This is a genomic window from Streptomyces sp. NPDC090021 (assembly GCF_044748225.1).
Classification (GTDB): domain Bacteria; phylum Actinomycetota; class Actinomycetes; order Streptomycetales; family Streptomycetaceae; genus Streptomyces.
In genome coordinates this window covers 111,255-133,497 of sequence record NZ_JBIVFO010000015.1, presented here as the reverse complement: position 1 = coordinate 133,497, position 22,243 = coordinate 111,255, and the positions used below count along the sequence as shown (strand labels likewise).

The 22,243-nt window shown below is 74.8% G+C and carries 19 protein-coding genes and 1 pseudogene; 9 read left to right on the top strand and 11 right to left on the bottom strand.

The genetic code is table 11. The features are described from left to right. Positions 1-18: 18 nt before the first annotated feature. On the bottom strand, positions 19-999 hold the full coding sequence (locus ACIPXC_RS14660; protein ID WP_401617092.1) for a hypothetical protein: 981 nt from the start codon (positions 997-999) through the stop codon (positions 19-21). A gap of 290 nt (positions 1,000-1,289) precedes the next feature. Here ACIPXC_RS14660 and ACIPXC_RS14655 point away from each other — a divergent pair, with 290 nt between their 5' ends. The 5 genes from ACIPXC_RS14655 to ACIPXC_RS14635 all read left to right on the top strand — a co-directional run bounded on the left by ACIPXC_RS14655 (position 1,290) and on the right by ACIPXC_RS14635 (position 8,147). Further along, positions 1,290-2,726, top strand: a complete 1,437-nt coding sequence (locus tag ACIPXC_RS14655; RefSeq protein WP_401617089.1) for an FGGY family carbohydrate kinase — start codon at positions 1,290-1,292, stop codon at positions 2,724-2,726. Beyond that, complete coding sequence (locus tag ACIPXC_RS14650; protein WP_401617086.1) at positions 2,723-4,123, top strand: FAD-dependent oxidoreductase; 1,401 nt, start codon at positions 2,723-2,725, stop codon at positions 4,121-4,123. Before ACIPXC_RS14655 ends, ACIPXC_RS14650 begins: the two co-directional genes overlap by 4 nt. Beyond that, the gene (locus ACIPXC_RS14645) at positions 4,120-5,319 is read left to right on the top strand and encodes an FAD-dependent oxidoreductase (RefSeq protein ID WP_401617083.1); all 1,200 of its coding nucleotides are present in this window, start codon (positions 4,120-4,122) and stop codon (positions 5,317-5,319) included. The genes ACIPXC_RS14650 and ACIPXC_RS14645 overlap by 4 nt, the downstream gene beginning before the upstream one ends. A gap of 177 nt (positions 5,320-5,496) precedes the next feature. Then, the gene (locus tag ACIPXC_RS14640; RefSeq protein WP_401617080.1) at positions 5,497-5,826 is read left to right on the top strand and encodes a hypothetical protein; all 330 of its coding nucleotides are present in this window, start codon (positions 5,497-5,499) and stop codon (positions 5,824-5,826) included. Between the two features lie 146 nt (positions 5,827-5,972). Beyond that, the gene (locus ACIPXC_RS14635) at positions 5,973-8,147 is read left to right on the top strand and encodes a tetratricopeptide repeat protein (protein WP_401617077.1); all 2,175 of its coding nucleotides are present in this window, start codon (positions 5,973-5,975) and stop codon (positions 8,145-8,147) included. Positions 8,148-8,183: 36 nt separating this feature from the next. On the opposite strand, the gene ACIPXC_RS14630 is transcribed toward ACIPXC_RS14635, so the two are convergent. The 4 genes from ACIPXC_RS14630 to ACIPXC_RS14615 form a co-directional block, all read right to left on the bottom strand. Beyond that, positions 8,184-9,488 (bottom strand): MFS transporter, encoded by a 1,305-nt coding sequence (locus tag ACIPXC_RS14630; RefSeq protein WP_401617074.1) that lies wholly within the window; start codon positions 9,486-9,488, stop codon positions 8,184-8,186. Continuing rightward, complete coding sequence (locus ACIPXC_RS14625) at positions 9,485-10,609, bottom strand: PLP-dependent cysteine synthase family protein (protein WP_401617072.1); 1,125 nt, start codon at positions 10,607-10,609, stop codon at positions 9,485-9,487. The genes ACIPXC_RS14630 and ACIPXC_RS14625 overlap by 4 nt, the downstream gene beginning before the upstream one ends. Before the next feature lie 125 nt (positions 10,610-10,734). Then, entirely contained in the window at positions 10,735-11,163 is a 429-nt protein-coding gene (locus tag ACIPXC_RS14620; RefSeq protein WP_401617070.1) for a hypothetical protein, read from the bottom strand. A 233-nt stretch (positions 11,164-11,396) separates the two neighbouring features. Next, on the bottom strand, positions 11,397-11,825 hold the full coding sequence (locus tag ACIPXC_RS14615; RefSeq protein ID WP_401617067.1) for a hypothetical protein: 429 nt from the start codon (positions 11,823-11,825) through the stop codon (positions 11,397-11,399). A gap of 105 nt (positions 11,826-11,930) precedes the next feature. On the opposite strand from ACIPXC_RS14615, the gene ACIPXC_RS14610 reads away from it, so the two are divergent. After that, a complete protein-coding gene (locus tag ACIPXC_RS14610; protein WP_401617064.1) occupies positions 11,931-12,350 on the top strand; it encodes a DUF6153 family protein in 420 nt (139 codons plus the stop codon). A 124-nt stretch (positions 12,351-12,474) separates the two neighbouring features. After that, a complete protein-coding gene (locus ACIPXC_RS14605; protein WP_401617061.1) occupies positions 12,475-13,116 on the top strand; it encodes a DUF305 domain-containing protein in 642 nt (213 codons plus the stop codon). A 171-nt stretch (positions 13,117-13,287) separates the two neighbouring features. On the opposite strand, the gene ACIPXC_RS14600 is transcribed toward ACIPXC_RS14605, so the two are convergent. The 6 genes from ACIPXC_RS14600 to ACIPXC_RS14575 all read right to left on the bottom strand — a co-directional run bounded on the left by ACIPXC_RS14600 (position 13,288) and on the right by ACIPXC_RS14575 (position 18,112). Continuing rightward, a complete protein-coding gene (locus tag ACIPXC_RS14600; RefSeq protein WP_401617058.1) occupies positions 13,288-14,511 on the bottom strand; it encodes a hypothetical protein in 1,224 nt (407 codons plus the stop codon). A gap of 145 nt (positions 14,512-14,656) precedes the next feature. Next, complete coding sequence (locus tag ACIPXC_RS14595; RefSeq protein ID WP_401617055.1) at positions 14,657-15,064, bottom strand: hypothetical protein; 408 nt, start codon at positions 15,062-15,064, stop codon at positions 14,657-14,659. Then, on the bottom strand, positions 15,058-15,864 hold the full coding sequence (locus ACIPXC_RS14590; protein WP_401617052.1) for a peptidoglycan DD-metalloendopeptidase family protein: 807 nt from the start codon (positions 15,862-15,864) through the stop codon (positions 15,058-15,060). The genes ACIPXC_RS14595 and ACIPXC_RS14590 overlap by 7 nt, the downstream gene beginning before the upstream one ends. 62 nt (positions 15,865-15,926) lie before the next feature. Continuing rightward, positions 15,927-16,802, bottom strand: a complete 876-nt coding sequence (locus ACIPXC_RS14585; RefSeq protein WP_401617049.1) for a C40 family peptidase — start codon at positions 16,800-16,802, stop codon at positions 15,927-15,929. 82 nt (positions 16,803-16,884) lie between these two features. Beyond that, positions 16,885-17,421 carry an RNA polymerase sigma factor gene (locus ACIPXC_RS14580; RefSeq protein WP_401617046.1) on the bottom strand — a complete coding sequence of 179 codons (537 nt, stop codon included), beginning with the start codon at positions 17,419-17,421 and terminating at the stop codon, positions 16,885-16,887. Positions 17,422-17,446: 25 nt separating this feature from the next. Continuing rightward, positions 17,447-18,112 (bottom strand): M15 family metallopeptidase, encoded by a 666-nt coding sequence (locus ACIPXC_RS14575; RefSeq protein ID WP_401617043.1) that lies wholly within the window; start codon positions 18,110-18,112, stop codon positions 17,447-17,449. 259 nt (positions 18,113-18,371) lie between these two features. Here ACIPXC_RS14575 and ACIPXC_RS14570 point away from each other — a divergent pair, with 259 nt between their 5' ends. Then, positions 18,372-21,530, top strand: coding sequence for an AfsR/SARP family transcriptional regulator (locus ACIPXC_RS14570; RefSeq protein ID WP_401617166.1), 3,159 nt, complete (start codon positions 18,372-18,374; stop codon positions 21,528-21,530). A 148-nt stretch (positions 21,531-21,678) separates the two neighbouring features. After that, positions 21,679-22,203, top strand: a pseudogene (locus tag ACIPXC_RS14565) (ATP-binding cassette domain-containing protein); the annotation flags it as partial. Positions 22,204-22,243 lie beyond the last annotated feature (40 nt).

Sequence of the window (22,243 nt, the reverse complement as noted above, 5' to 3'; positions counted from 1 at the left end):
GCGCGGGGAGCCGCGGAGTCAGCCCCGGGCCGCCAGGCTGCGGGTCCTGGCCCGCAGGAAGACCTCCATGGCCAGTTCCTGGTCGGCGGGGTCACGGGTCCGCTGGGCCCAGGGCAGGGTGGTCCAGTACCGGTCGATCGTGTCGAAGACCTGGGCCGCCTCGTCGAACCGGTGGGCCCCCCACAGGGCGTGGGCGAGGTGGTTCAGGTCGAGCGGGGAGGCGCGGCGCAGGTCGCTGTGGCGGAACCAGGTGTCGAGTGCGTGTCCCGCGTCGCGGACGGCGTCCTCGGCGACCCAGTGGAGGTCGAGCGCCTTCTCCTGGCCGCGTTCGCGGCGGTACCGCTCGACGCTCAGATAGAGCGGCAGAAGATGAACGGCGGAGGCGGCCGGGGCCGAACCGGCCGCCCAGTGGACGAAGTTGGCTGCCTCGGTCAGCGGGCCGGGCGTACCGGCGCACACGAACTGCAGCATCCGTTGGTACGCCTCGCGGTTGTGCGGGTCGCGCTTGTCGACCTGGCCGAGGATGCCCCAGGGACCGCGGGGCAGCATCAGGGCGGGCGGTGGCTGCCGGTGCTCGTCCATCGAGCGGTGCTCGTCGAGCAGGGCCAGTGCGAGCAGGCAGACCCAGGGGACCGGGTCGGCGGGGCTGGCCTCGGAGGCGTCGCGGCAGGCGGCCCACGCCTCCTGCCACAGCTCGCGCGTGCGGGGATGGCGTGCCCGGTGGGCGCGGACGGCGCGTTCCACGACGACGCGCGTGTGCATGACGGACGCGGCGACGCTGCGCGGTTCCTCGGAACGCCACGCCTGGACCACGTCGGATCCGGCGGCCACCGCAGCGAGCACCTGGGTGCGCTGGGTCCACAGCCCCCAGCCGTCCGTCCGGTCCAGTAACTGCGCCATCGCCACCCAGCGGCCGGTGCGCAGGTCCTGCACGGCCACCCGGAGGTCGTTGTCGTGGCCGGCGGGGTGGTAGACGGGCCGGAAGTCGCTGCCCGCCATCACCTCGTCCCGGTCGACGGGTAGCCGGGACAGGCGCGTCTTGCGGTGGTCGTCGTCATCGGTCCTCGTATCGCATGGCCTTCGCGCCGGGTGATCGGCGATCACTATAGAGTGACTATGAGCGTTCGAGTCATGAAACTTTTTCGAATGCAAGTATCAAGCCACATACAAGATGTGAATTTGCGTCAGACGGACCGCCGCCCGCACGGACGGATCTTGACGGGGCGGCGTCCGCTGGTGAAGTCTTCCGGCAGACGATCGCGCATGCCGATGCCAGGGACGGAGTGGTGATGACGGGCCCGGTGCTCGCTGTGGACCAGGGCACCTCAGGAACCAAGGCCCTCGTCGTCTGCCCCTTACGAGGCGTCATCGGCTCCGCCTCCGCCCCCGTACGACCCCGGTACCTACCGGGCGGCCGCGTGGAGGTCGACCCCCGCGAACTGCTGGAATCGGTCGTCGACGCAGGACGCGCCGCCCTCGCGGCGGCCGGCGAACCGGTCGCCGCGGTGGGTCTGGCCAACCAGGGCGAGACCGTCCTCGCCTGGGACCCGGCGAGCGGTGATCCGCTGACCGAGGCGATCGTCTGGCAGGACCGCCGCGCCGCACCGGTCTGCGCCGAACTGGCCCCGCATGCGGCGTCGTTGCTGGACCGGACCGGCCTGCCCCTCGACCCGTATTTCGCCGCGCCGAAGATGGCCTGGATACGCCGTCACCTCACCCGCCGCGGCGTCGTGACGACCAGCGACGCATGGCTGGTGCACCGGCTCACCGGTGCCTTCGTCACCGACGCGGCGACCGCCGGACGCACCCAGCTGCTCGACCTCGACACCGTCGACTGGTCACCGCAGGCGCTGGACGCCTTCGGCCTCACCGGCGAGGCCCTGCCCGACATCGTCGACGCCGACACCCACGTCGGCACCACCACCGCCTTCGGGCCCCCGCTGCCGCTGACCGGGCTCCTCGTCGACCAGCAGGCCGCCCTGCTCGCCCAGCGCGTCACCGAACCCGGCACCGCCAAATGCACCTATGGCACAGGGGCGTTCCTCCTCGCGCAGAGCGGACCCCACCCCCGCCGCAGCACCTCCGGACTCGTCGGCTGCGTCGCCTGGCGGCTCGGCGGCGCGACCAGCTACTGCCTGGACGGCCAGGTCTACACCGCCGCGTCCGCCGTCCGCTGGCTCACCGACCTCGGCGTGATCTCCGGCGCCCACGACCTCGACACCGTGGGCGGGACCGCCCCCGACGCCGGCGGCGTCACCTTCGTCCCCGCGCTCGCCGGCCTCGCCGCCCCCTGGTGGCGCGGCGACCTGCGCGGCTCGGTCACCGGCCTCGGCCTCGACACCAGCGCCGGGCACCTCGTGCACGCCCTCTGCGACGGGATAGCCGCCCAGGTCGCCGAACTCGCCGACGCCGTCGCCACCGACCTCGGCACGCCGCTCGCCGCCCTGCGCGTCGACGGCGGCCTCACCCGCTCCGCCCTGCTCATGCAGGCACAGGCGGACCTGCTCCAGATCCCCGTCGAGGTCTCCACGCTCCCCGACGCCACCGCCCTCGGCGTCGCCGCCGTCGCCAGGCTCGGCCTCGACCCCTCCCTCACCGTGCACGAGGCGGTCCCCGAGTGGAGGCCGTCCGCCGTCTACGAGCCGAAGGCCGGCGCCGGACACGCGGCCGAGCGCCGCGCACGGTTCCGGACGGCGGTGTCCGCCCTGCTCGACGGCCCGGCATGACCCCGACCCGGCGCGGCCCGCTCCCCGGCGGCGACCCGTACGACGTGACGGTCGTCGGCGCCGGCGTGGTGGGCTCGGCCATCGCCCGCGAACTGTCCCGCCTCCCCCTGCGGATCGCGCTGATCGACGCCTCCGACGACGTCGGCAACGGCACCTCGAAGGCCAACACCGCCATCCTGCACACCGGTTTCGACGCCGTGCCCGGCTCCCTGGAGTCCCGGCTCGTCCGCGACGGACAGCGGCTGCTCGCCTCGTACGCGGCCGACAGCGGCATCCCGGTGGAACCGGTCGGGGCGCTGCTCGTCGCCTGGAACGAGGAACAGCTCGCGGCCCTGCCGGGACTCGCCGACAAAGCCGTGCGCAACGGCTACCACGCGGCCCGCATCCTCCCGGCGGGCGAGGTCCGGGCCCGCGAACCGCACCTCGGACCCGGAGTGCTCGGCGCGCTCCACGTACCGGACGAGTCCCTCGTCTGCCCCTGGACGACCACCCTCGCCTACGCGACCCAGGCCGTGCGGGCCGGCGTCGACCTGCACCTCAACTGCCCCGTACGGTCAATCGCCCCGGGCGAACCGCACGTCCTCGCCACCGGCCGGGGCCCGCTGCGCACCCGGCACCTGGTCAACGCGGCGGGCCTGCACGCCGACGACATCGACCGGTTCCTCGGCCACGCGGACTTCACCGTCACCCCCCGGCGCGGCCAGCTGATCGTCTTCGACGAACTCGCCCGCGGCCTCGTCCACCACATCCTGCTGCCGGTGCCCGACGCCCGCGGCAAGGGAGTGCTGGTCACACCGACGGTGTACGGGAACGTCATGCTCGGGCCGACCGCCGAGGACCTGGACGACAAGACGGCCACCGGCTCGACCGCCGACGGGCTCGCCCTGCTGCGGGAGAAGGGCCGGCGGATCCTGCCGGCGCTCCTCGACGAGGAGGTCACCGCCGTGTACGCCGGGCTCCGGGCGGCCACCGGGCAGGAGGACTACGCCATCCGCGCCCATCCCGCCCAGCGCTACGTGACCGTCGGCGGGATCCGTTCCACCGGCCTGACCGCCTCGATGGCGATCGCCGCGCACGTGGTCGGGCTGCTCGCCGAAGGCGGTCTGCCCCTGACCGGCGCCCGCGACCCGGAACCGGTGCGGATGCCCAACCTCGGCGAGGCCTTCCCCCGCCCGTACCGCGACCCGGCGATGATCGCGGCGGACCCGGAGTACGGCCGGATCGTCTGCCACTGCGAGCGCGTCACCCGCGGTGAGATCCGCGACGCGCTCGCCGCGACCGTACCGCCCGCCTCACCGGACGGCCTGCGGCGGCGCACCCGTGCCCGGGGCGGCCGCTGCCAGGGGTTCCACTGCGGGGCCGCCGTCCGCGCCCTGTTCGAGGAGGCCCGCCGGTGAACCGCACCGACACAGCCGTCGACGTCCTCGTCGTCGGCGCCGGCCCCGCCGGACTGGCTCTGGCCGCCGGGCTCGCACGGGCCGGCGCCGGACGGGTGGAGGTCCTCGAACGTGAGCAGGACCCGGGCGGGATGCCGCGCCACCTCCACCACGCGGGCTTCGGCCGGACCCCGCTGCCCTGGCTTCGGGGCCCCGCCTACGCCCGACGGTGGGTGCGGGCGGCGGCCACCGCCGGGGCCGCCGTCCGCACCGGTGTCACCGCCACCGGCTGGGCCGGACCGCTCCGCCTGGAGACCACGAGCCCGGCGGGCCTGGAACGGATCACGGCCCGGGCCGTCGTCCTCGCCACCGGCGCCCGCGAACGCCCGCGCAGCGCCCGGCTCGTTCCCGGCTCGCGCCCGACCGGAGTACTGACCACCGGGGAGCTGTTCCGCTCGGTCCACGAGCACGGCCTGCCCGTCGGCCGGCGGGCCGTCGTGGTCGGCGCCGAGCCCGTGGCCCGCCACGCCGCGGCCACCCTCCGGCAGGCGGGCGCGGACGTGGTGGCGATGGTCACGGAGCACCCGCGCGCCGCCGCCGTCCCGGGCATCCCGCTGCTCACGGCGACCACGGTCGGCGAACTGCGCGGCCGCAGCCGGCTGACGGGCGTGGCCGTCCGCCACCGGGACGGCCGTACGGGCCTCCTCGCCTGCGACACGGTGGTTTTCACCGGCGACTGGATCCCCGACCACGAACTGGCCCGCCGCGGCGGCGTCCCCCTGGACCCCGGCACCCGGGGCCCCGGCGTGGACGACGCCTTCCGCACGGCGTCCCCGGGCGTCTTCAGCGTGGGCAACGCCCTGCACGGCATCGAGAGCGCGGCCACCGCCGCCGGGGAGGGAGCCGCCGCGGCGGCGTCCGTAATCGCCCACCTCGCGGGCGCCCCCTGGCCCGAGCCCGGCCCTCCGCTGCGGGTCCGGGCCCCGCTCCTGTGGGTGACGCCGAACCGGATCACGGGTGTCGCCCGGCGGCCCGTGCTGCTGCGTTCCGCGGTCGCGGTGACCGCCCCCGTGGTGACGGCGGCCCAGGACGGCCGGACGCTGTGGCGGCGACGGTTCCCCCTCCCGGCGTCCCCGTCCCGCTCCCTCAGGCTCCCGCCCAAGTGGACGGCCGACGTCGACCGCGCGGGCGGTCCGGTCGTGCTGGCCCTCGGCTGACCGGCGGCACATGCGGCGGGCCACGCCGTCCCGACCGGCGGCCACCCGCCCGAACCACCCCTGATTGCGGCCCGCACCGACCGCGCCGAGACTGGATCCGCGTGTGATCGGCAGCCGTGTGCGAGACCGGCAGCCACGCGAGATCCGCCAAGCAGCGAACGGACGACGGGAGCAGACATGTCTGGATACGAGAACGGATTCGCCTGCGAAGCCGGTGCGCAGGACTTCACCGCAACGGCCCACCGGTACGGCAAGGGCAGGCGCACGGTCACGGTGAAGGGCACCTGCCGGTGCCGGACCCCCGGCTTCGAACTCAAGCTGGCGTCGGCGTCCCCACCGCTCGTCCCCGACGAACTCCACCTGGATCTGGTCGAAGTCGCGCCGGGCGGCACCGTCGCCCAGGTGATCACGCCCACGGAGGTGGAGGGCGAGTTCGAGGTCGGAGACGAGGTCGAACGGGTCCTCATCGTCAACCGGAACATCACCGTGCTGCTCAAGGAAGGCTGACGAAGACCGACCACGACCGCCGCAGCGTGATCCCGCCGCACCGCTGACATCCGGTCAGGCGCGACCACCACCGTGCCGCACCGGCTTCCGAATTCACCCGCACGGGTGAAAATGGAGGCCGGCCAAGGACGCGTGTGGGGGGCGGCATGCCGGTGTTGCTCGTACGGGAGAACGGCCGCGCGCGCGGCTGGCCGGCCTACGTCGGGGCCGTCGGCCTGGGCGCCGCGGCCCTGGCCCTGGCCTCGCTGTGGACCAGCGGGGCGTGGGCCACCGGAATCGGCGCCGCCGTCACCACGTTCTCCGGGCTGGTGGCCGAGCGGCTCCAGCCGCAACGCGGTGCGGCGGGAGCCGCGGACTCCGCCCCGGCCGCAGCAGCCGCCCTGCTGCGCACGGCGGCGGGCCGGATCCCCACACTGCGGCAGGTCGACCGCCCCGAGGCGGCCGGCGCCCACGGTGCGGACGGACACCCGTCGGACGGCGGCCGGACGCCCGGCACGCCCCCCGCGTACATCCGCCGCGACGCCGAACCGCGGCTGCGCGAGGCCCTCGGCCGGGCCGGGTTCGTCCTGCTGGTGGGGGAGTCCACCGCCGGCAAGTCCCGGCTGGCGTACGAGACCGCCCGCACCCTCTACCCCCGTCACGCCTTCGTCCGCCCGCTGGGCAGGGCCGCGCTCCCGCAGGCGCTGCGCGTGGCCGGCACCCGGCGGCGGGCCGTGCTGTGGCTGGACGACCTGGAGGAGTTCCTCGGCCCGGGAGGACTCACGCCCGCCATGCTGGCCGCCCTGTCGGGTCCGGCGCCCGGGCGCCGGGTGGTCCTGGCGACCATGCGCACCCAGGAGTACCGGCGCTTCGACGCCCGCGAGGAGAGCCGGCTGACGGGCTCCGACCGGGACGCCTGGCGCACCCAGCGGGACGTGCTCCGGCAGGCGGAGGTGGTACGGCTGGCCCGGCACTGGTCGGCCGGGGAGCGGCGGCGGGCCGCCGCCCATGTGCAGGACCCGCGGATCGTCGCGGCCTTACGGGCGGGTGAGCGCTTCGGCATCGCGGAAATCCTGGCGGCCGGACCGGAGTTGCTCGCCTCCTGGCACAACGCCTGGACCCCCGGGGCCAATCCGCGTGGCGCGGCCGTGGTCGCGGCCGCCGTGGACTGCCGGCGGGCCGGACTGCGCAGCCCGGTGAGCCGGGACCGGCTGCGCGAACTGCACCGGCCCTACCTGGTCGAGCGCGGCGGCGGCGACCTCCAGCCGGAACCCTTCGACGACGCGATGACCTGGGCCTGCACGGCGGTCTACGCCACCAGCGGTCTGCTCATCGGCAACTACACCCAGGGCTACACGGCCTTCGACTACCTGCTCGACGCGCCGGGCCTGGCCCCGGTGCCGGAGCACCTGTGGCAGGGGCTCGTCGGCCGGGTCACACCGGCCGAGGCCTATGACATGGGTCTGCTGGCCCACCAGGCGGGACGGCCGCGGCGGGCCGCCGAGGCCCTGTCCCGGGCCCGGCTCGGCGGCGTCCCCGGCGCCGACTTCCTGCTGGCCATCACGATCGGCGACGCCGGGCGGCCGCGCCGGGCGGCAGCCGACCTCGCCGGGATCACCCGGCGGCGCCAGGACCGGCTGGGCCCGGGCCACCCCGACACCCTCGCCGCCCGTCACCAGCTGGCCTTCTTCACCGGCGAGGCCGGTAACCCGCACGCCGCGGCCGGCCGGTTCGCGGCCCTGGCCGCCGACGCGGCGTCCGTCCTCGGCGCCGACCACCCCGACACCCTGGCGGCCCGGCACGAACTGGCCTACTTCACCGGCGAGTCGGGAGCCCCGGCCGAGGCGGCCAGGCAGCTGGACCGGCTGCTGGCCGACCGGCTGCGGGTGCAGGGCCCGGACGACCCCCAGGTGCTGGCCGCCCGGCGCAGCCTGATCTGGTACCGGGCCGGTGAACCCGCCCGCACCGAGGAGCGGTTGGCCGAACTGCAGGCCGACGCGGAACGCTGTCTCGGCCCCGACGACCCGCACACCCTCGCCGTCCGCAGCAGCCGCGCCGCCGTCGCGGCCAGGGCGGGCCGGACCGCCGAGGCCGTGACGGCCTGGGAGTCGCTGGTGGCCGACCGCACCCGCGTCATGGGCCCCGACCACCCGCACACGATCTACGCCCGGCTGGAATGGGCCCGGGCGCTGGCCTCCTCGGACCGTACCGAGGAGGCCCGGTCCCTGCTGACCCGGACCCTCGGCGACGCCCGCACCCTGCTGGAGCCGGGCCACCGCCATCTGCGCCTGGCCCGGGAACTGCTGGCCGGCCTCCCGCCGACCGGACGGCACCCGGTGTGACCCGGGACCGCCCGCGCCGGGGGAGGGGACGGACGGTCAGGCGGAGGCCGGCTCCGCCCGCCCGGTACGCACGGGTGGCGCGAGGCGGCCACTGCCGTGCAGCCACCGCAGCGCGACGGCGCACAGCAGGCCCAGGGCCGCCAGGGAGAGCCACGGCAGGGCGGGCGCACCCGCCGCGCGGGCCGCGTCGAGGGCCGCGCCCGTCAGCAGGTTGCCGACGGTGATGCCGATCCCGCAGACCGTGTTGTAGAGCCCGTAGTGGGTCGCGACCAGGCGGTCCCCGGAGAGCCGGACGACGGTGTCCATCTCGAACGGGTAGGCCACCATGGTGCCGACGGCGAGCAGCAGCGCCGCCAGCACCGGCGGCCCGGCGGCGAGGAACCACCGGCCCGCACCCCCGTCCGGCACCGGTACGGCGCTCGCCAGGAGCAGCGGCAGGAACGCGGCGCCCATCACCAGCAGACCCGCGGTCAGTGCCCGTCCCGGAACCGTGCGCGCCGTGCACCACGCGGTCACCCGGGTCTGGAACAGGACGGTGCTCAGACCCGAGACGGCGAACAGCCCGGCCGTCGCCGCTGCCGCGAAGGTCCCGTCGCCGCCGACCCGCCGCACCTCCAGCGGCAGCGCCAGGTACACCTGGAAGGTCAGCACGTACGAGCCGGTCATCGCGGCGGCGAAGAGCAGGAACGGCCGGTTCGCGAGGATCGCCCGCCACTGGGCGAACACGGTTTCCCGCTGCCCGCCCGGCCCCCGGTGCGCCCCCTCCGTCCGCAGGGCGGGCAGACCGCGGATCTGCACCAGGCCCAGCAGGGCGAAGATCCCGGCCGCCGTCAGACAGGTGGCCCGGAACCCGGACCCGGTGAGGACCATCCCCACCAGCGGTCCGAGCAGGATGCCGGCCTGGTAGAAGACGTTGAACAGCGCGAACGCCTCCACCCGGCGGTCGCCCGCGTCCGCCGCCAGGTACGCCCGGGTCGCCGGGTTGAACAGCGCCCCCGCCAGCCCGGTGGCGGCGGACGCCGCCAGCAGGGCGGGAACGGAGTCGACGAGCCCGAGGGCCGCGAAACCGACGACGCGCAGCGCCAGCCCCGCGATGATCATGGGTTTGCAGCCGAGCCGGTCGGCGAGGGTGCCGCCGATCAGGAACATGCCCTGCTGGCTGAAGTTGCGCACGCCGAGGACCAGGCCGACGAGCCAGCCGGCCAGGCCCAGCGAGCCGGACAGGTGCGCGGCGAGGTACGGCATCAGCATGTAGAAGCCGAGGTTGATGGTGAACTGGTTCACCATCAGCAGCCGGACGCCGCGGTCGTAGGAGCGGAACTGCGCGAGGGTGCCCTTCACCGGCCGGACCCCTGCGTCCCCCGGGGCGATCCGGCGGCGCCCTCCGTGAGGGTCAGCGGGTCGACGACGGCGGCGCACCGGGTCCAGCGGGTGACCTCCTTCTCGTCGACCCGGCCGACGACCTCCGGTTCGGCGGCCGGCGGGCCGTCGAGCAGTCCGTGGGCCGCGCAGTAGTCGTCGTCGTAGACGGTGCCCAGGTACCGCTGGGGGCCGTCGGGGAAGACCGCGGCGATACGGACGTCCGCCGGCCGCGTGCGGGCCAGCCAGCCGGCGACGAGGGCGACGGCGCCGACGCTCCAGCCGCCCGTGGCGTAGTGCGAGGCGGCGAGCTGCCGGCAGGCCCACACCGCTTCGGACGGCGCCACCCAGTGCACCTCGCCGAAGTCCCCGTAGGCGACGTTGCGGGGGTAGATGCTCGACCCCAGGCCGCGCATCAGACGGGGCCGGGCGGGCTGGCCGAAGATCGTCGAACCGATCGTGTCCACGCCGACCAGCTCCAGCTGCGGGTAGAGCTGCCGCAGTACGCGGGAGACTCCGGCGGAGTGCCCCCCGGTGCCCACACTGCACACCAGCACGTCGATGTGACCGAGCTCGGTGGCGAGTTCGAGGGCGAGCGGCGTGTAGGCGCCGGTGTTGTCGGGGTTGTTGTACTGGTCGGGGCACCAGGACCCGGGATCCCGGGCCATCAGCTGCCGTACCCGCTCACGGCGGGCCTCCTGCCAGCCCCCGGCGGGGTGGGGCTCGGCCACGACGTTGACCCGGGCGCCGTAGGCGGTCAGCAGCCTCGTCATGGAGGGCTCCAGACCCGGGTCGGTGACCAGCGTGACCGGATGCCCGTGGACCATCCCGGCCAGGGCGAGCCCCAGACCGAGGGTGCCGCTGGTGGACTCGATGATCCGGGCGCCGGGCAGCAGGTCTCCCCGGGCACGGGCCCGCTCGACCATGTGCAGACCGGGCCGGTCCTTGATGCCACCGGGGTTGAAGCCCTCCAGCTTGGCCCAGAAGCCGTGGCCTGCGGGAGCGAAGGGCTCGGACACGCGCAGGAGCGGGGTGTTGCCGACGAGCCCGGACAGGGCTGCGCCGCGGGCGGACGGATTGGTCCGCGTGGACGGAGAGGACATTTTCCTCGGCTCTCGTTCGTGGACGGCAGTGTGCGTGCGCATCTCGTCCGCCGCCGACGCGCGGGGCGTTCGCCCGTACGGCGGCGGCGGACGGCGGCCCCGGAGCGAGGCCGCACGAACGGCTCCTAGATCCGCCAGCAGCAGATCCGCGTCCTGGTTCTGCGTCCCGCGCCCGCTGTCCCCGGTGGCACGGAGGCACGCCGCCCCACCCGGGCGGGAGACACGGCGACGAGCAGCGCGAGGAGCGCCACGAGGAGCGCGGGCGACCCGGCCGTGCGCGGCGCCGCGGCCTCCGGGACGCCCCGGGGCGCGAGATGGAGGACGCACGGGTCGTCCGGGTGGGGGACGCCCCGTGAGCCGTGGGCGGCCGGCTCGTGGTGGTGGGCCGGGGCGGACTGCGCCAGGACCGTCCGCGAGGGCGGCCGGCCGTCGTGGACCAGGCAGCCGATGAGCGCCGCGGTGAAGGCGGACAGCACGAGGAGCGCGAACAGCGCGCGCAGCGGCCGTACGCGGACACCCGTCCGGCGGGGGACGGCGCGGGGGTGGAACGACACGGCTCCTCCCATGGAGGTGCTTTCGGACCGTGGGCCCGGCCCGGTGCGGGTGGTCGGACGGCGCCGCGGGACATGCGGAGTGTTCCGCCGATGTCACGGGGGGCCGGTCGCCGCGGCCCCCGAACTCCCGGGACGGGTGAACCGCGTGCGCCGCGTGGCCCAACGGGCCCGCGCGGCGCGGCACCCCCTAGGGCCTGTATTGAGTTGCCCCGCGGGGCAACTCAATACAGGCCCTAGATGCGCAGCACCCCGTGGGCGGGCCGGGCCGGTGTGCCGCAGGTCTGCGGGGCCGTGCCCCGCGTCGGGGGCCGGTCCGTGCGCAGGGCGGGCGTGGCCGGCCCCGCGACCGCCTGCGGGTGACTCGCGGGAGCGGTACCGCGGTCGGAACGGCCCGGTACGCACTGCTCGGACGGATGCGTGGCGCTGTCCGCGCCGGGCAGGGAGGCCCGCGACGACGCGGTGGCGTCCGCGGCGGAGGAGGGGGCAGCGGCGGAGGCGGCGACGGAGAAGGGGGCGGCGGTGTGGTGCGGGCCGCCGCGCTCCGTACCGATCCCGTGGGCGTCGAGCAGACCGATCAGGAGCAGGGCCAGCCAGAGGAGAACCAGCGGACTCCGGCTCCCCCGGATCCGTGGCACGCCTGTGGACGACCGAGCCGTGGTCATGACGTGATCCTAGCCACCGCTTCGCCGGTGACGGCCGGCCGCGCCACGGAATGGCTCGAAAGGGGCCGTGGCTCATCGGCGCGCGACGGGCCGTACGATGACCCCGTGACCCACCGCACCTGCCGCCCGACGCACCGGTGCCCCTCGGCGCGCGGTACGGGGCTGCTGGTGCTGGTCCTTGCGGTGCTGACCGGGATCCTCGGCATGCACGCCCTCGGCCCGGCCCCGGCCCGTGCCGCCGTACCGGCGGGCGCCCACCACGCGACGGCCGGGCACCACGGCACCGCCGCCGCCGGGCAGACGGGCGAGGACTGCTCGCACCCCACCGGCGGCACGGGCCATTCCCAGCACGCGGACGCCACCTGCGCCGCCACCGGAATCGCCTCGGCGTACGCGCCCCCCGCACTCGCGAAGGCGCTCGGCGGCCTTCCGGCGGTGTCCCCGGCGGACGCCGCCGAACCGGTCGCCGCGGTCGGCGCCCGCGCTCCTCCCGATCTGGCCGAACTGCAGCTGCTGCGGATCTAGAGCCGCCCGCACGGCCCGTCCCACCCGGCACCCGCCGGGAGGCCGGCCGTTCCCCGGGCCTCCCTCTCCATCCGTTCTTCCCGCGTGCCCGGAAACGGGCCGCGGATCAAGGAGCAGCACCATCATGACCAGTACGCGTTCCCTCTTCCGTCGCGCTGCCGTCGTCGTCTCGGCGGGCGCGGCGGCCCTCGTGCTCGCCGCCTGCGGTGGCGGCGACACCACGAGCGGGCACGACGGCCAGGCCGCCCCGTCCGCTTCGGTGTCCCCGTCCGCCCGGGCCTCGGCCCCGGCCGGCCAGGGACAGCACAACGCGGCGGACGCCGCCTTCGCCAAGGGGATGATCCCCCACCACCGCCAGGCCGTGGAGATGGCCGATCTGGCCCCCTCCCGCGCCGGGTCGGCGGAGGTGAAGAAGCTCGCCGAGGACATCAGGAAGGCACAGGACCCCGAGATCAGGACCCTGTCCGGGTGGCTGACCTCCTGGGGCGAGCAGGTGCCCGCCGACGGCGCCATGGACCACTCCGCGCACGGCATGGCCGGGATGATGACGGCGGACCAGATGGACAGGCTGAAGAAGGCCTCGGGCGCCGCGTTCGACACCGCGTTCATGGAGCTGATGATCGAGCACCACGAAGGCGCGGTGGCGATGGCGAAGACGGAACAGACGCAGGGTGCCTTCCCCGCCGCCAAGGCCATGGCGGAGGCGATCGTCACCTCCCAGTCGGCCGAGATCGCCCAGATGAACAAGCTCCTCGGCAGGAGCTGACCCGTCCGCGGCCGACCGTGCCGGGGCGCGCACGAGCGCCCCGGCACGGTCGGCCCGTACCGCGCGTTCTCTGACGGACCGGCCGGTCGCCGTGCCCGACCCGTCGCCGTCCGACGTCAGGACGAGCGGCCCCGTCGCCGTATCAACCCCGGGGCCGCTCCCGCCGCCCGGTCAGCAGACCGGGACTCCGGGCACCTGGTTCTCCGGCACGCTGAGGTAGATGTTGGTCATGTAGCCGCCGTACTGCGGTAGTCGGGCCCACCAGTCGTTGACGTAGGGCGGCTGGCTGACCTGCTGCCCGCGCTTCTGGCAGCCGACCAGGACCTCGACTCCGGCGGGCAGCGTGGTCATCGCGCCCGAGGCGGTCGTCGCCTGGGTGCGGACCCGGACCCCGCTGCCCCAGGTGCCGACCCACGTACCGGCGGGGCGGGAGGCGCCGGGGACGTTCAGCGAACGGGTCAGCCGCCCGATGTCCGTGTAGGCCTTGCCGTAGGACGTTCCGCCGGGGTGCAGGGTGAAGACCGCCACGATCGAACGGTCCCCCTCGCCCACCACACCCGTCGTGTGCAGTGCCGGACGGGAGAGGTCCACGGCGACGGCGCCCGCCGACGCCCGGGCCTCCGTTCCCGCCGGCTCCCCACCCGCTCCGGCCGACTCGGCTGACTCGGCCGCCTCGGCGGACTTCGCGGATGCACCGGTCGGTGCCGTGCAGCCGCCCGAACTGAAGCCCGACCAGCCCTGCTTGACGGCCCAGGGGCGGTTGAAGGAGCCGGCGACGCCGAAGTGCTGGTCGTATCCGTCGGTGGCGCAGCGGGTGGACTGCCGCAGGTCGCCGAGGAGGTAGTCGCGGGTCGCCGCCGGGGCGGAGTCCAGCAGATGGCGGTAGACCTTCACGGTGTCACGGGCCGAGAGAGCCGTGTAGCCCCAGTAGCCGGGGTGGGTGGACGGCGGCCGGGCGGTGTCCGTCAGGCCGAGCCGGGTGACCATCCGGTCGACGATCGCCCCCGAGCCGTTGTTCGACCAGAAGGTGCTCGCGGCCGCGTCGTCGCTGCCGCGCAGCATGGCGTCGATCCTGGCCCGGTCGGTGGCCGGCAGGACGTCGGGGCTGCGGTTCCAGAGCAGGTCCAGGGCGATCAGCAGCTTCACCACCGACGCGGACCTGAACTGCGCCGAGGCGTTCAGCTGTTCGGTGAAGGTGCCGGTACGGCGGTCGAAGACGGCGACGCCCGCCGTCACCCCGGCGGGCACATGGGCTTGAACCGCCGCCGGGAGCGCCGAGGGGGACTCGGCCGAGGCGACGGATCCGGCGGTCGCGGTGGTGCACAGGAGCGCGGCGAGGGCGGCGGTCAGCACACCCGCACGCGCCGCGCTCCGTGCGCTGCTCAAGGTCGTCATGGTCGTCCTCGGGATCGGTGGAGAGGGGGGTGGAGGTGGCGGCAGCGGCAGCGGTGGCGGTGGCGTTGGTGGAGCCGGTGTTGCGGCGCCGGACGCCCCCGGGACCGTCTGTGGTCCGGGGGCATCCGGTCGGTGCGGCCGCCGTTCAGCAGGTCGGCAGCCCCGAGTCCGGCTCGTCGTCGCCGCCCCCGACGAGGAAGATCTCGCTCATGTACGCGGACCGGGCCATGCCCACCGCCGGGGTCCTGACCCACCAGGTGTGCCAGTAGCCGCCGTAGGTCGCACGGCCGCCCTTGACCTGGCACAGCACCCTCAGCACACCGCCGTCGGGCGTCGTGGAGCTGACCGGTGCCCCCGCGTCGGGGGCGGTGCGCAGATTGACGCCGGAGCCCCAGATCGGGCACAGGAACGTGCCCGGGTAGTTCCGGTCGGGTGTGCAGGGCGCCGAGTCGGCGGCCCGCGCGGACGTGGCGAGACCGGGGGAGAGGAGCAGCGCGGCGGCCAGGGCCATCGCCGCGGCACCCTTCGTACCTGCGCCGGCGACGGTCAGCACGTGGCCACGCCCGGCAGCCAGGCGGCGGGGTGGTCGATGTAGATGTTGGAGACGTAGCCGCCGAGCGCCGGGATGTAGGACCAGGCGTCGTTGGTGTAACCCTCGGCGGTGACGGAGTCGCCGCGCTTCTGGCACTGCACGTGGACCGGCGTCGGACCGGTCAGCGTGCGCACGACGGCCGCGCTGAGCCGGGGCTCGGACCGCACCCGGACCGACGTGCCCCAGGTGGTGAAGTTGGTGCCGGGCGTCCCGCTGCCCGGGGTGCACGGCAGGCTCACGCCGCGCTCGGCCAGATAGGTGACGGGGTTCATGCCCCGGGTGCTGGCCGTGGAGGAGTGTGCCTCGAAGTGCAGGTGCGGACCGGTGGACTGGCCCTCGGAGCCCATGCGCGCGATCAGCTGACCGCTGCTCACCCGCTGGTTCACGGAGACGAGACGCTCGTACATGTGGCCGTACTCGGTGACGGTGCCGTCGTCGTGCTTGATGCGGATCCACTGGCCGTAGCCGCTGGCGGTGCCGGAGACGATGACGGTGCCGGGCCCGGCCGAGTGGATCGGCGTACCGCGGCCGTTGGCGATGTCGACGCCGTCGTGGCCGGAGTGCCACCCCTGCGTCACCGTACCGGCCGCCGGGCAGGAACCGGCGTAGCCGGCGGCCTTGGCGGGCGGGGCGGCGGCGGCCTGACCGGCCGAGAGCGGGACCAGCCCGGCCGCGGCGACCGCGGCGACGAGCAGGCCGATGGACTTGGTGCGCTTGAGTGTGCGCATGACGGGGTCTCCCTTGTGAGCGATGTGGGTCATGTGAGTGATGCGAGCGATGTGAGAGGTGTGGGTGATGTGAGAGGTGGGTGGGGAGCGGTCGGTCAGCAGTTGGGCACCCCGGGCAGCCAGGCCGCCGGGTCGTCGATGTAGATGTTCGAGATCCACGCCTTGTACCGGGGCAGGTACGACCAGGCGTCGTTGGTGTAGCCCTCGGCGGTGACCCTCTCCCCGTGCACCTGGCAGAGCACGTCCACGGCCGTGGGCCCGGGCAGCCGGCCCACGGCAGGCCGCTGGGTGCCGGGGTCGGGACGCAGGCCCACCTGGGTGCCCCAGGTCATGAACCGCTTGGTGTTCGCGGGCGGCTGTTCGGTGCCGGCGATGCGCAGGGCGCCCGCGTACTGGGAGTTCAGCCGCACGTCGCTGACCATCACGAGCGTCCCGGACTCCCTGGCCTCGACCATCCTGCCGTTACCGAGATAGACGGCGATGTGGTGGACGCTGCCGAGGTTGGCCGGGTCCGACCCCCACATCAGCAGGTCGCCCGGCTGCAGCGGAGCGATCCCCTGGGCGGGGGTGAACCGGGCGGTGGCGCCGCTCCACCGGGCCTGGTTCCACGTCCCCTCCGGCAGGGCGATGCCCGCTCCCTGCCAGGCCGCGTACTGCACCAGGTGCGAGCAGTCGAAGCCCTTCACCCGACTGTCGTGGGCGCCGGGCCCGCCGCCGGGATAGTCCTGACCGTACGTCGGCCCGTGCATCGAACCGCCGCCCCATGAGTACGGCACCCCGAGCTGTGAGCACGCGGCGTTGACGATCGCCTGCGCCTGGGCCGGCGCGTTCGCCAGGGGACGGCAGTCGGCGGCGGCCACGGCCGCCGGGGAGACCGGCGACGAGGCGGCCGCCGCCGTACCGGTACAGGTCAAAGCGGTGGCGAGCAGCAGCCCTCCCGCCGTCGCGAGTGTGCGGATGGCGCGGTGCATGGTTCCCCCTCGGGTGGTCGGTGCCGTGTGGCGGGTGCGGTACAGGTCTGCGGTGGCCGGTGGCCGGCCGGACTGTCCGCCGCTATGCGGCGAACGCGGCGCGGATCTTGGCGAGGCCGCGCATACGGTTGCGCTGCACGGTGCCGCGGTGCGCGCCGAGTCGTTCCCCCGCCATGTCGTGGGTCAGGCCCTCAAGGTCGACCAGGATCACGGCCGCCGCCTCCTTGGGGGACAGCCCGCGCAGCAGTGCGGCCGTCACCGCCTCGGCCTCCCGGTCGGCGAAGCCGCCGTCCCAGCCGTGCTCCGGCAGCCGGGCGGTGCAGTGCTCCCGGCGCGAGGGGTGCCGCCACAGGTCGCGCTGCAGGTTCAGCGCCGCCGCGCAGGTGTAGGCGTACGGCTGCTGATGGCGCGTCAGAGTACGGGCGCGTGCCCGGCGGGAGAGCCTCAGGTACGTCTCCTGCAGCAGGTCGTCGGCGTCGTGCGGATTGCCGGTCAGGGCCAGCAGCCGGCGCCGCAGCCTGGGCATCACCGCGGTGAACGCCTCGTCGAACTCGGCTGCGGTCAGGTGGTCGGAGGTCTCGGCCGACGTGGTCGGCGTCGCGATGCAGGTGTTCTCCACGGTGTTCCCCCGGGGTCCGGCTGTCTCAGGATGTCGTTGGGCTCAGGGAGGCGGGACCGTATTTGGCCGCCGGCGCATCGGTCAGGAGCGCCCAGTACCGGTCCCCGTACGACCAGTGCCACCACTCGGTCGGGTAGTTGACGAACCCGGCCGCGGTCAGGGCCCGGCCCATCGCCGCCCGGTTGGCACGGGCTTCGGCGCCGACGTTGAGCGCGGCCGTGCGGCAGCCGCCCTCGCTCTCCTCGGGGGTGGCGTTGACCTCCGTCCCGAGCGGCAGTTCGGCACCGTCGTCGGTGCACAGCGTCAGATCCACGGCACCGCCGCTGACATGCGGGGCGACCTCCGGGGGCGAGATGTACGCACTGGCCAGCTCGCGGATCCGGTCCGGTCCGGCGTCCGGATGCGCCGTGCGCAGCGTCGCCGCGTACGCGTCGAAGTAGCGGCGCTGCAGGGCGGGCGGCCGGAAGCCCTCCACCACCAGCAGGCGGATGCCCGGGGGCAGCGCTTCCTGTGCGAGCAGGAGCCGGCGCAGCACGTCGGCCCGCAGATGCGCGTACGAGCCGTCGTGGTCGGTCTGCCGCGTGTCGACCCGTAGTGCGGCGCTCTCCCTGGCGTCGACCAGGGGTTCACCGTTCTCCGTGACACGCGTGGCGGCGACCCGGGGGTCCGAGAGGAGGATGATGTCCGTCACGCTCACAGCGTCGGGGCGGGCGTTGCAGGATCGATGCAGATCCGCTGCAGGACGTCTGCAGCGACCGCAACGCCGGGAACGGGCCACCTGCGACCGCGGACCGGATGGGTTTCGGTCACCCGCGCGCCACATCGGCCCTCCGTGAAACCGGAGGCCCGGTGCCGGGCGTACACCTCGGTGGGGGCCGACGCGTTGTCCCCGGATGCGGAACGTGAAATCGGGGGACGCGGTGGACGTTTGCCTTCTGGGTCCGGTCGAGGTGTTGAGCGGGGGACACCGGATCGCGCTGAAGGGTGCCAAGCCGACCGCGATACTCGCGGCCCTCGTCGTGCACCTCGGTGAGGTGCTGTCCGCCGAGCGGCTGGTGGATCTCGTCTGGGAGGAGGAGCCGCCCGCCACCGCGCGGGCGCTCGTCGCGTCGCACGTCTCCGGACTGCGCCGGTCCCTGGCCGGTACGCAGGGCGCGGAGGCCATCCGTACCCGCACCCCGGGTTACGTCGCCGAGTTCCCGCCCGCCGCCGTGGACGTCCGCCGTTTCGAGAAGGCGTGCGCGGCCGGCCGGAGGGCTGCCGTGGAGGGGCGGGCCGAGGAGGCCGTCGAGACCCTGCACGCGGCGTCGCGCCTGTGGCGCGGCCGGGACGCCCTGGAAGGGGTCGGCCAGTCCTTCGCCCGTGTGGAGGCCCTGCGCCTGACGGAACTCCGCCTGGAGGCACAGGAGTTCCGCTTCTCCGCCGAACTGGACCTGGACCGTCGCACGGATCTCGTCTCCGAACTCGTCGCCCATGTCGCCGCCCACCCCCTCAGGGAGCGCCCGCGCGGCCAGCTGATGACCGCCCTGTTCCGCACCGGCCGGATGTCCGACGCGTTGCGCTGCTACGACGAGGGCCGCCGGCTGCTCCGTACGGAACTGGGCGCCGACCCCGGCCCGGAACTGCGTGCCCTGCACCAGGCCCTGCTCCGGGCGGACACCACGGTGCTGGGGGCGCCGACCGCCCGGAGGGCCGCGCCCGCCGGGAAGGGACCCGAGCCCGCACCGGCCGTGACCGCCCCGCGCTCGGACGAGGACCCCCCGGCAGTCCGCCGTACCGACCGGACCCGGGTCGGTGCCGGTCATCCAGTGCCCACCCAACTCCCGCCGGACGCGGCCGACTTCGTAGGCCGTACCGAACAGACGGCCTGGGCGACCGCCCTGCTCGAGAAGGTGCGCAACCCACTGCGCACCGCGCCGCCCATCGGGGTGATCTCCGGGCGGTCGGGCACCGGCAAGACCGCCCTGGCCGTCCACGTAGGACATCGCACCGCCGCGCTGTTCCCCGACGGACAGCTCTTCGTGGACCTGCGCGCCTCGGACTCCGAGCCGGTACGGACCGCGGACGCCCTGGCCAGACTGCTGCGTGCCCTCGGGGTGGACCCGCAGACCCCGGCGCGCGACGAGGAGGACCTCCTGGGGCTGTACCGGACGCACATCGCGCGCCGCCGGGTCCTGCTCGTCCTCGACAACGCTGTCAGCGAGGCCCTGCTGCGCCCGCTGCTCCCGCCGGGAGGCGGCTCGGCCGTGCTGGTCACCGCCCGCCGCCGGCTCGTCGCGCTGGAGGGCGCCGCCCACCTCGATCTGGGGGTGCCGTCCCAAACGGAGGCACTCGACCTGCTGGCCCGCGTGGCCGGTCCGACCCGGCCCGCGCTGGATCCGGACCGGGCCGCCGAGATCGTCGCGCTGTGCGGCCGGCTACCGCTCGCCGTCCGCATCGCCGGTGCCCGTCTCGCCGCCCGCCCCCACTGGACACCGGCGCGGCTCGTGTCGCGCCTGGGGGACGAGCGCCGTCGGCTGGACGAGCTGCAGGCGGGCGACCTGGAGGTGCGCGCGAGCCTCGGAATGGGATACGCGGACCTGGACGAGCAGGAGCAGCGGGCCCTGCGCCGCCTGGCCCTGATGGACCTGCCCGACTTCGCCGCGTGGGTAGCCGGGCCGCTGCTGGAGGTGAGTGAGGACGAGGCTGAGGACGCGGTCGAACGACTCGTCGACTGCCACTTCGTGGAGGTCGTGGGCACCGACGGGACGGGCGGATCGCGCTACCGGATCCACGACCTGGCACGCGAGTACGCCTGGGAGCGCTGCGTGGCAGACGAGCCCCGGGAGGAACGGGAGACGGCCGTTCGCAGGCTGGTCGACCGCTGGCTGGCCATGGCCCGCATCGCGGCGGCCCACGGCCCGGGCGGCGCGTCACGGCTCCTCCCCGTCCCCGCCACGGACGGATCGACGGGCGGCCCGGGCGGCCCGGCACGGGTATCGGGCGAGCCGGTCCCACCGGAGGTGCCGACCCGCCTGACGGACGAGCCGGCCGCCTGGTTCGCCGCCGAGCAGCCGTGCCTGCTGGCCGCCGTCATCCACTGCGCGGACCACGGAATGTTCGACGCGGCCCGCGAACTCGCCGCCACCCTCATGGCCGCCTCCGCGGCCCTCTACAACCGGTTCGACGCATGGTCCCGTTCCCACGAGGCGGCCCTGGCGGCGGTGCGCCGGGGCGGGGACGTCGAGGGGGAGGCCTGGCTGCTGAACGGTCTGGGCCAACTCCGCCTGGAGCAGGACCGCTTCGACGAGGCCTACGAGTTCTTCGCCCGGGCGCTGCGCCTGTTCGAGGAGCGGTCCGTACGCACCGGCAGCGCGGGCGCGCGGGCCGGCATGGGCGCCGCCCGCCGCGAACAGGGCCGCTTCGACGAGGCGCTGCCCCTGCTGACCTCGGCGCTCGCACAGTACCGGGAGCCGGAGGACATCTCGTCCATGGCGCACGTGCTGTACGGCATCGGCTTCGTCCACCGGGAGCAGGGCCGCGACGACGAGGCGTGGGAGGCGCTCTCCGACGCCCACCGGCTGTACGTCACCGCCCGGGACCGGCACGGCGCGGCGCTCGCGCTGCGCTCACTGGGCCTGTGCCACCGGGCGCGGGGCGACATGGCGGGTGCGGAGGCCCTGCTGCGGGAGTCCCTCGCCATCTTCGAGGAGACGGACGACGCCTTCGGCATCATGTACGCGAGCCTGTCGCTGGCCAAGGCGGAGTTCCGGCAGGGCCGGATGACCGAGCCCCGACAGCGGCTCGACCGGTGCCTGGAGATCACCCGGGGCCGTCAGGACATGTTCGGCGAGGCCCTCGTCCTGCGCACGCTCGGCGAGTGGCATCTCGCCGCGTCCCACTGGGAGACGGCGACCGAGACCCTGCGGCAGTCCCTCGGGCTGTGGGACAAGCTGCAGTTGCCGCTGTGGCGTGCCCGCACCCTGCGGGACCTGGCCCGCGCCGCACGGGCCCAGGGCGAGACCGGCACGGCACGCGCGTGCGAACAGGAGGCGTACGCGGTCTTCCGCCGGCTCGGCACCCGCGAAGCGCTGGAACTCCCGGAGCCGGGGGACGCCCCGGGGCGCTGAGGCGGCCACCGTGCGACACGGAATGCGGCCCGGCCCGGGGCACTTTGAGTCCGGTCCGGGCACCCGGCGGTACCCGTACGAGAGACGACCGCTCCCCGCCGCCGGGGACGAGGGCCCGGCGCACGTCGGCGACCGCACGTCCTGACCGGAGGCCGCGCACGTCACCGAGTTCGCCGACGTCCTCCCGGACGGATTCGACACCATGGTGGGCGAACGCGGCGTCAAACTGTCCGGCGGACAGCGCCAGCGGGTGGCCCTCGCCCGGGCCGTCCTGCGCGACGTGCCGATCCTGCTGCTCGACGAAGCCACGAGCGCCCTGGACTCCGAGAGCGAGATCCTCGTCCAGGAGGCGCTGTGGCGGCTGATGGAGGGCCGGACGGCCCTGGTGGTCGCGCACCGGCTGAGCACGGTGGCCGGCATGGACCGGCTGGTCGTACTCGACCGGGGCCGGATCGTGGAACAGGGCTCGCACCAGGAACTCCTGGTCACCGGGGGCGCGTACGCGAAGCTGTGGAAGCACCAGTCGGGCGGCTTCCTGCACGACGCCGACGCCGACGCCGACGCCGATACCGACACCGACGCCAACACCGACACCGGCCCGGACAGGGGCACCGGCGCCGGCTCCCGGACGGATATCGCCGCCGTCACCCGGGCGCGCTCCGGGCTCGACTGAAACGGCGCCGTGTCCTGCGGAACCAGGCGCCGGCGACTGC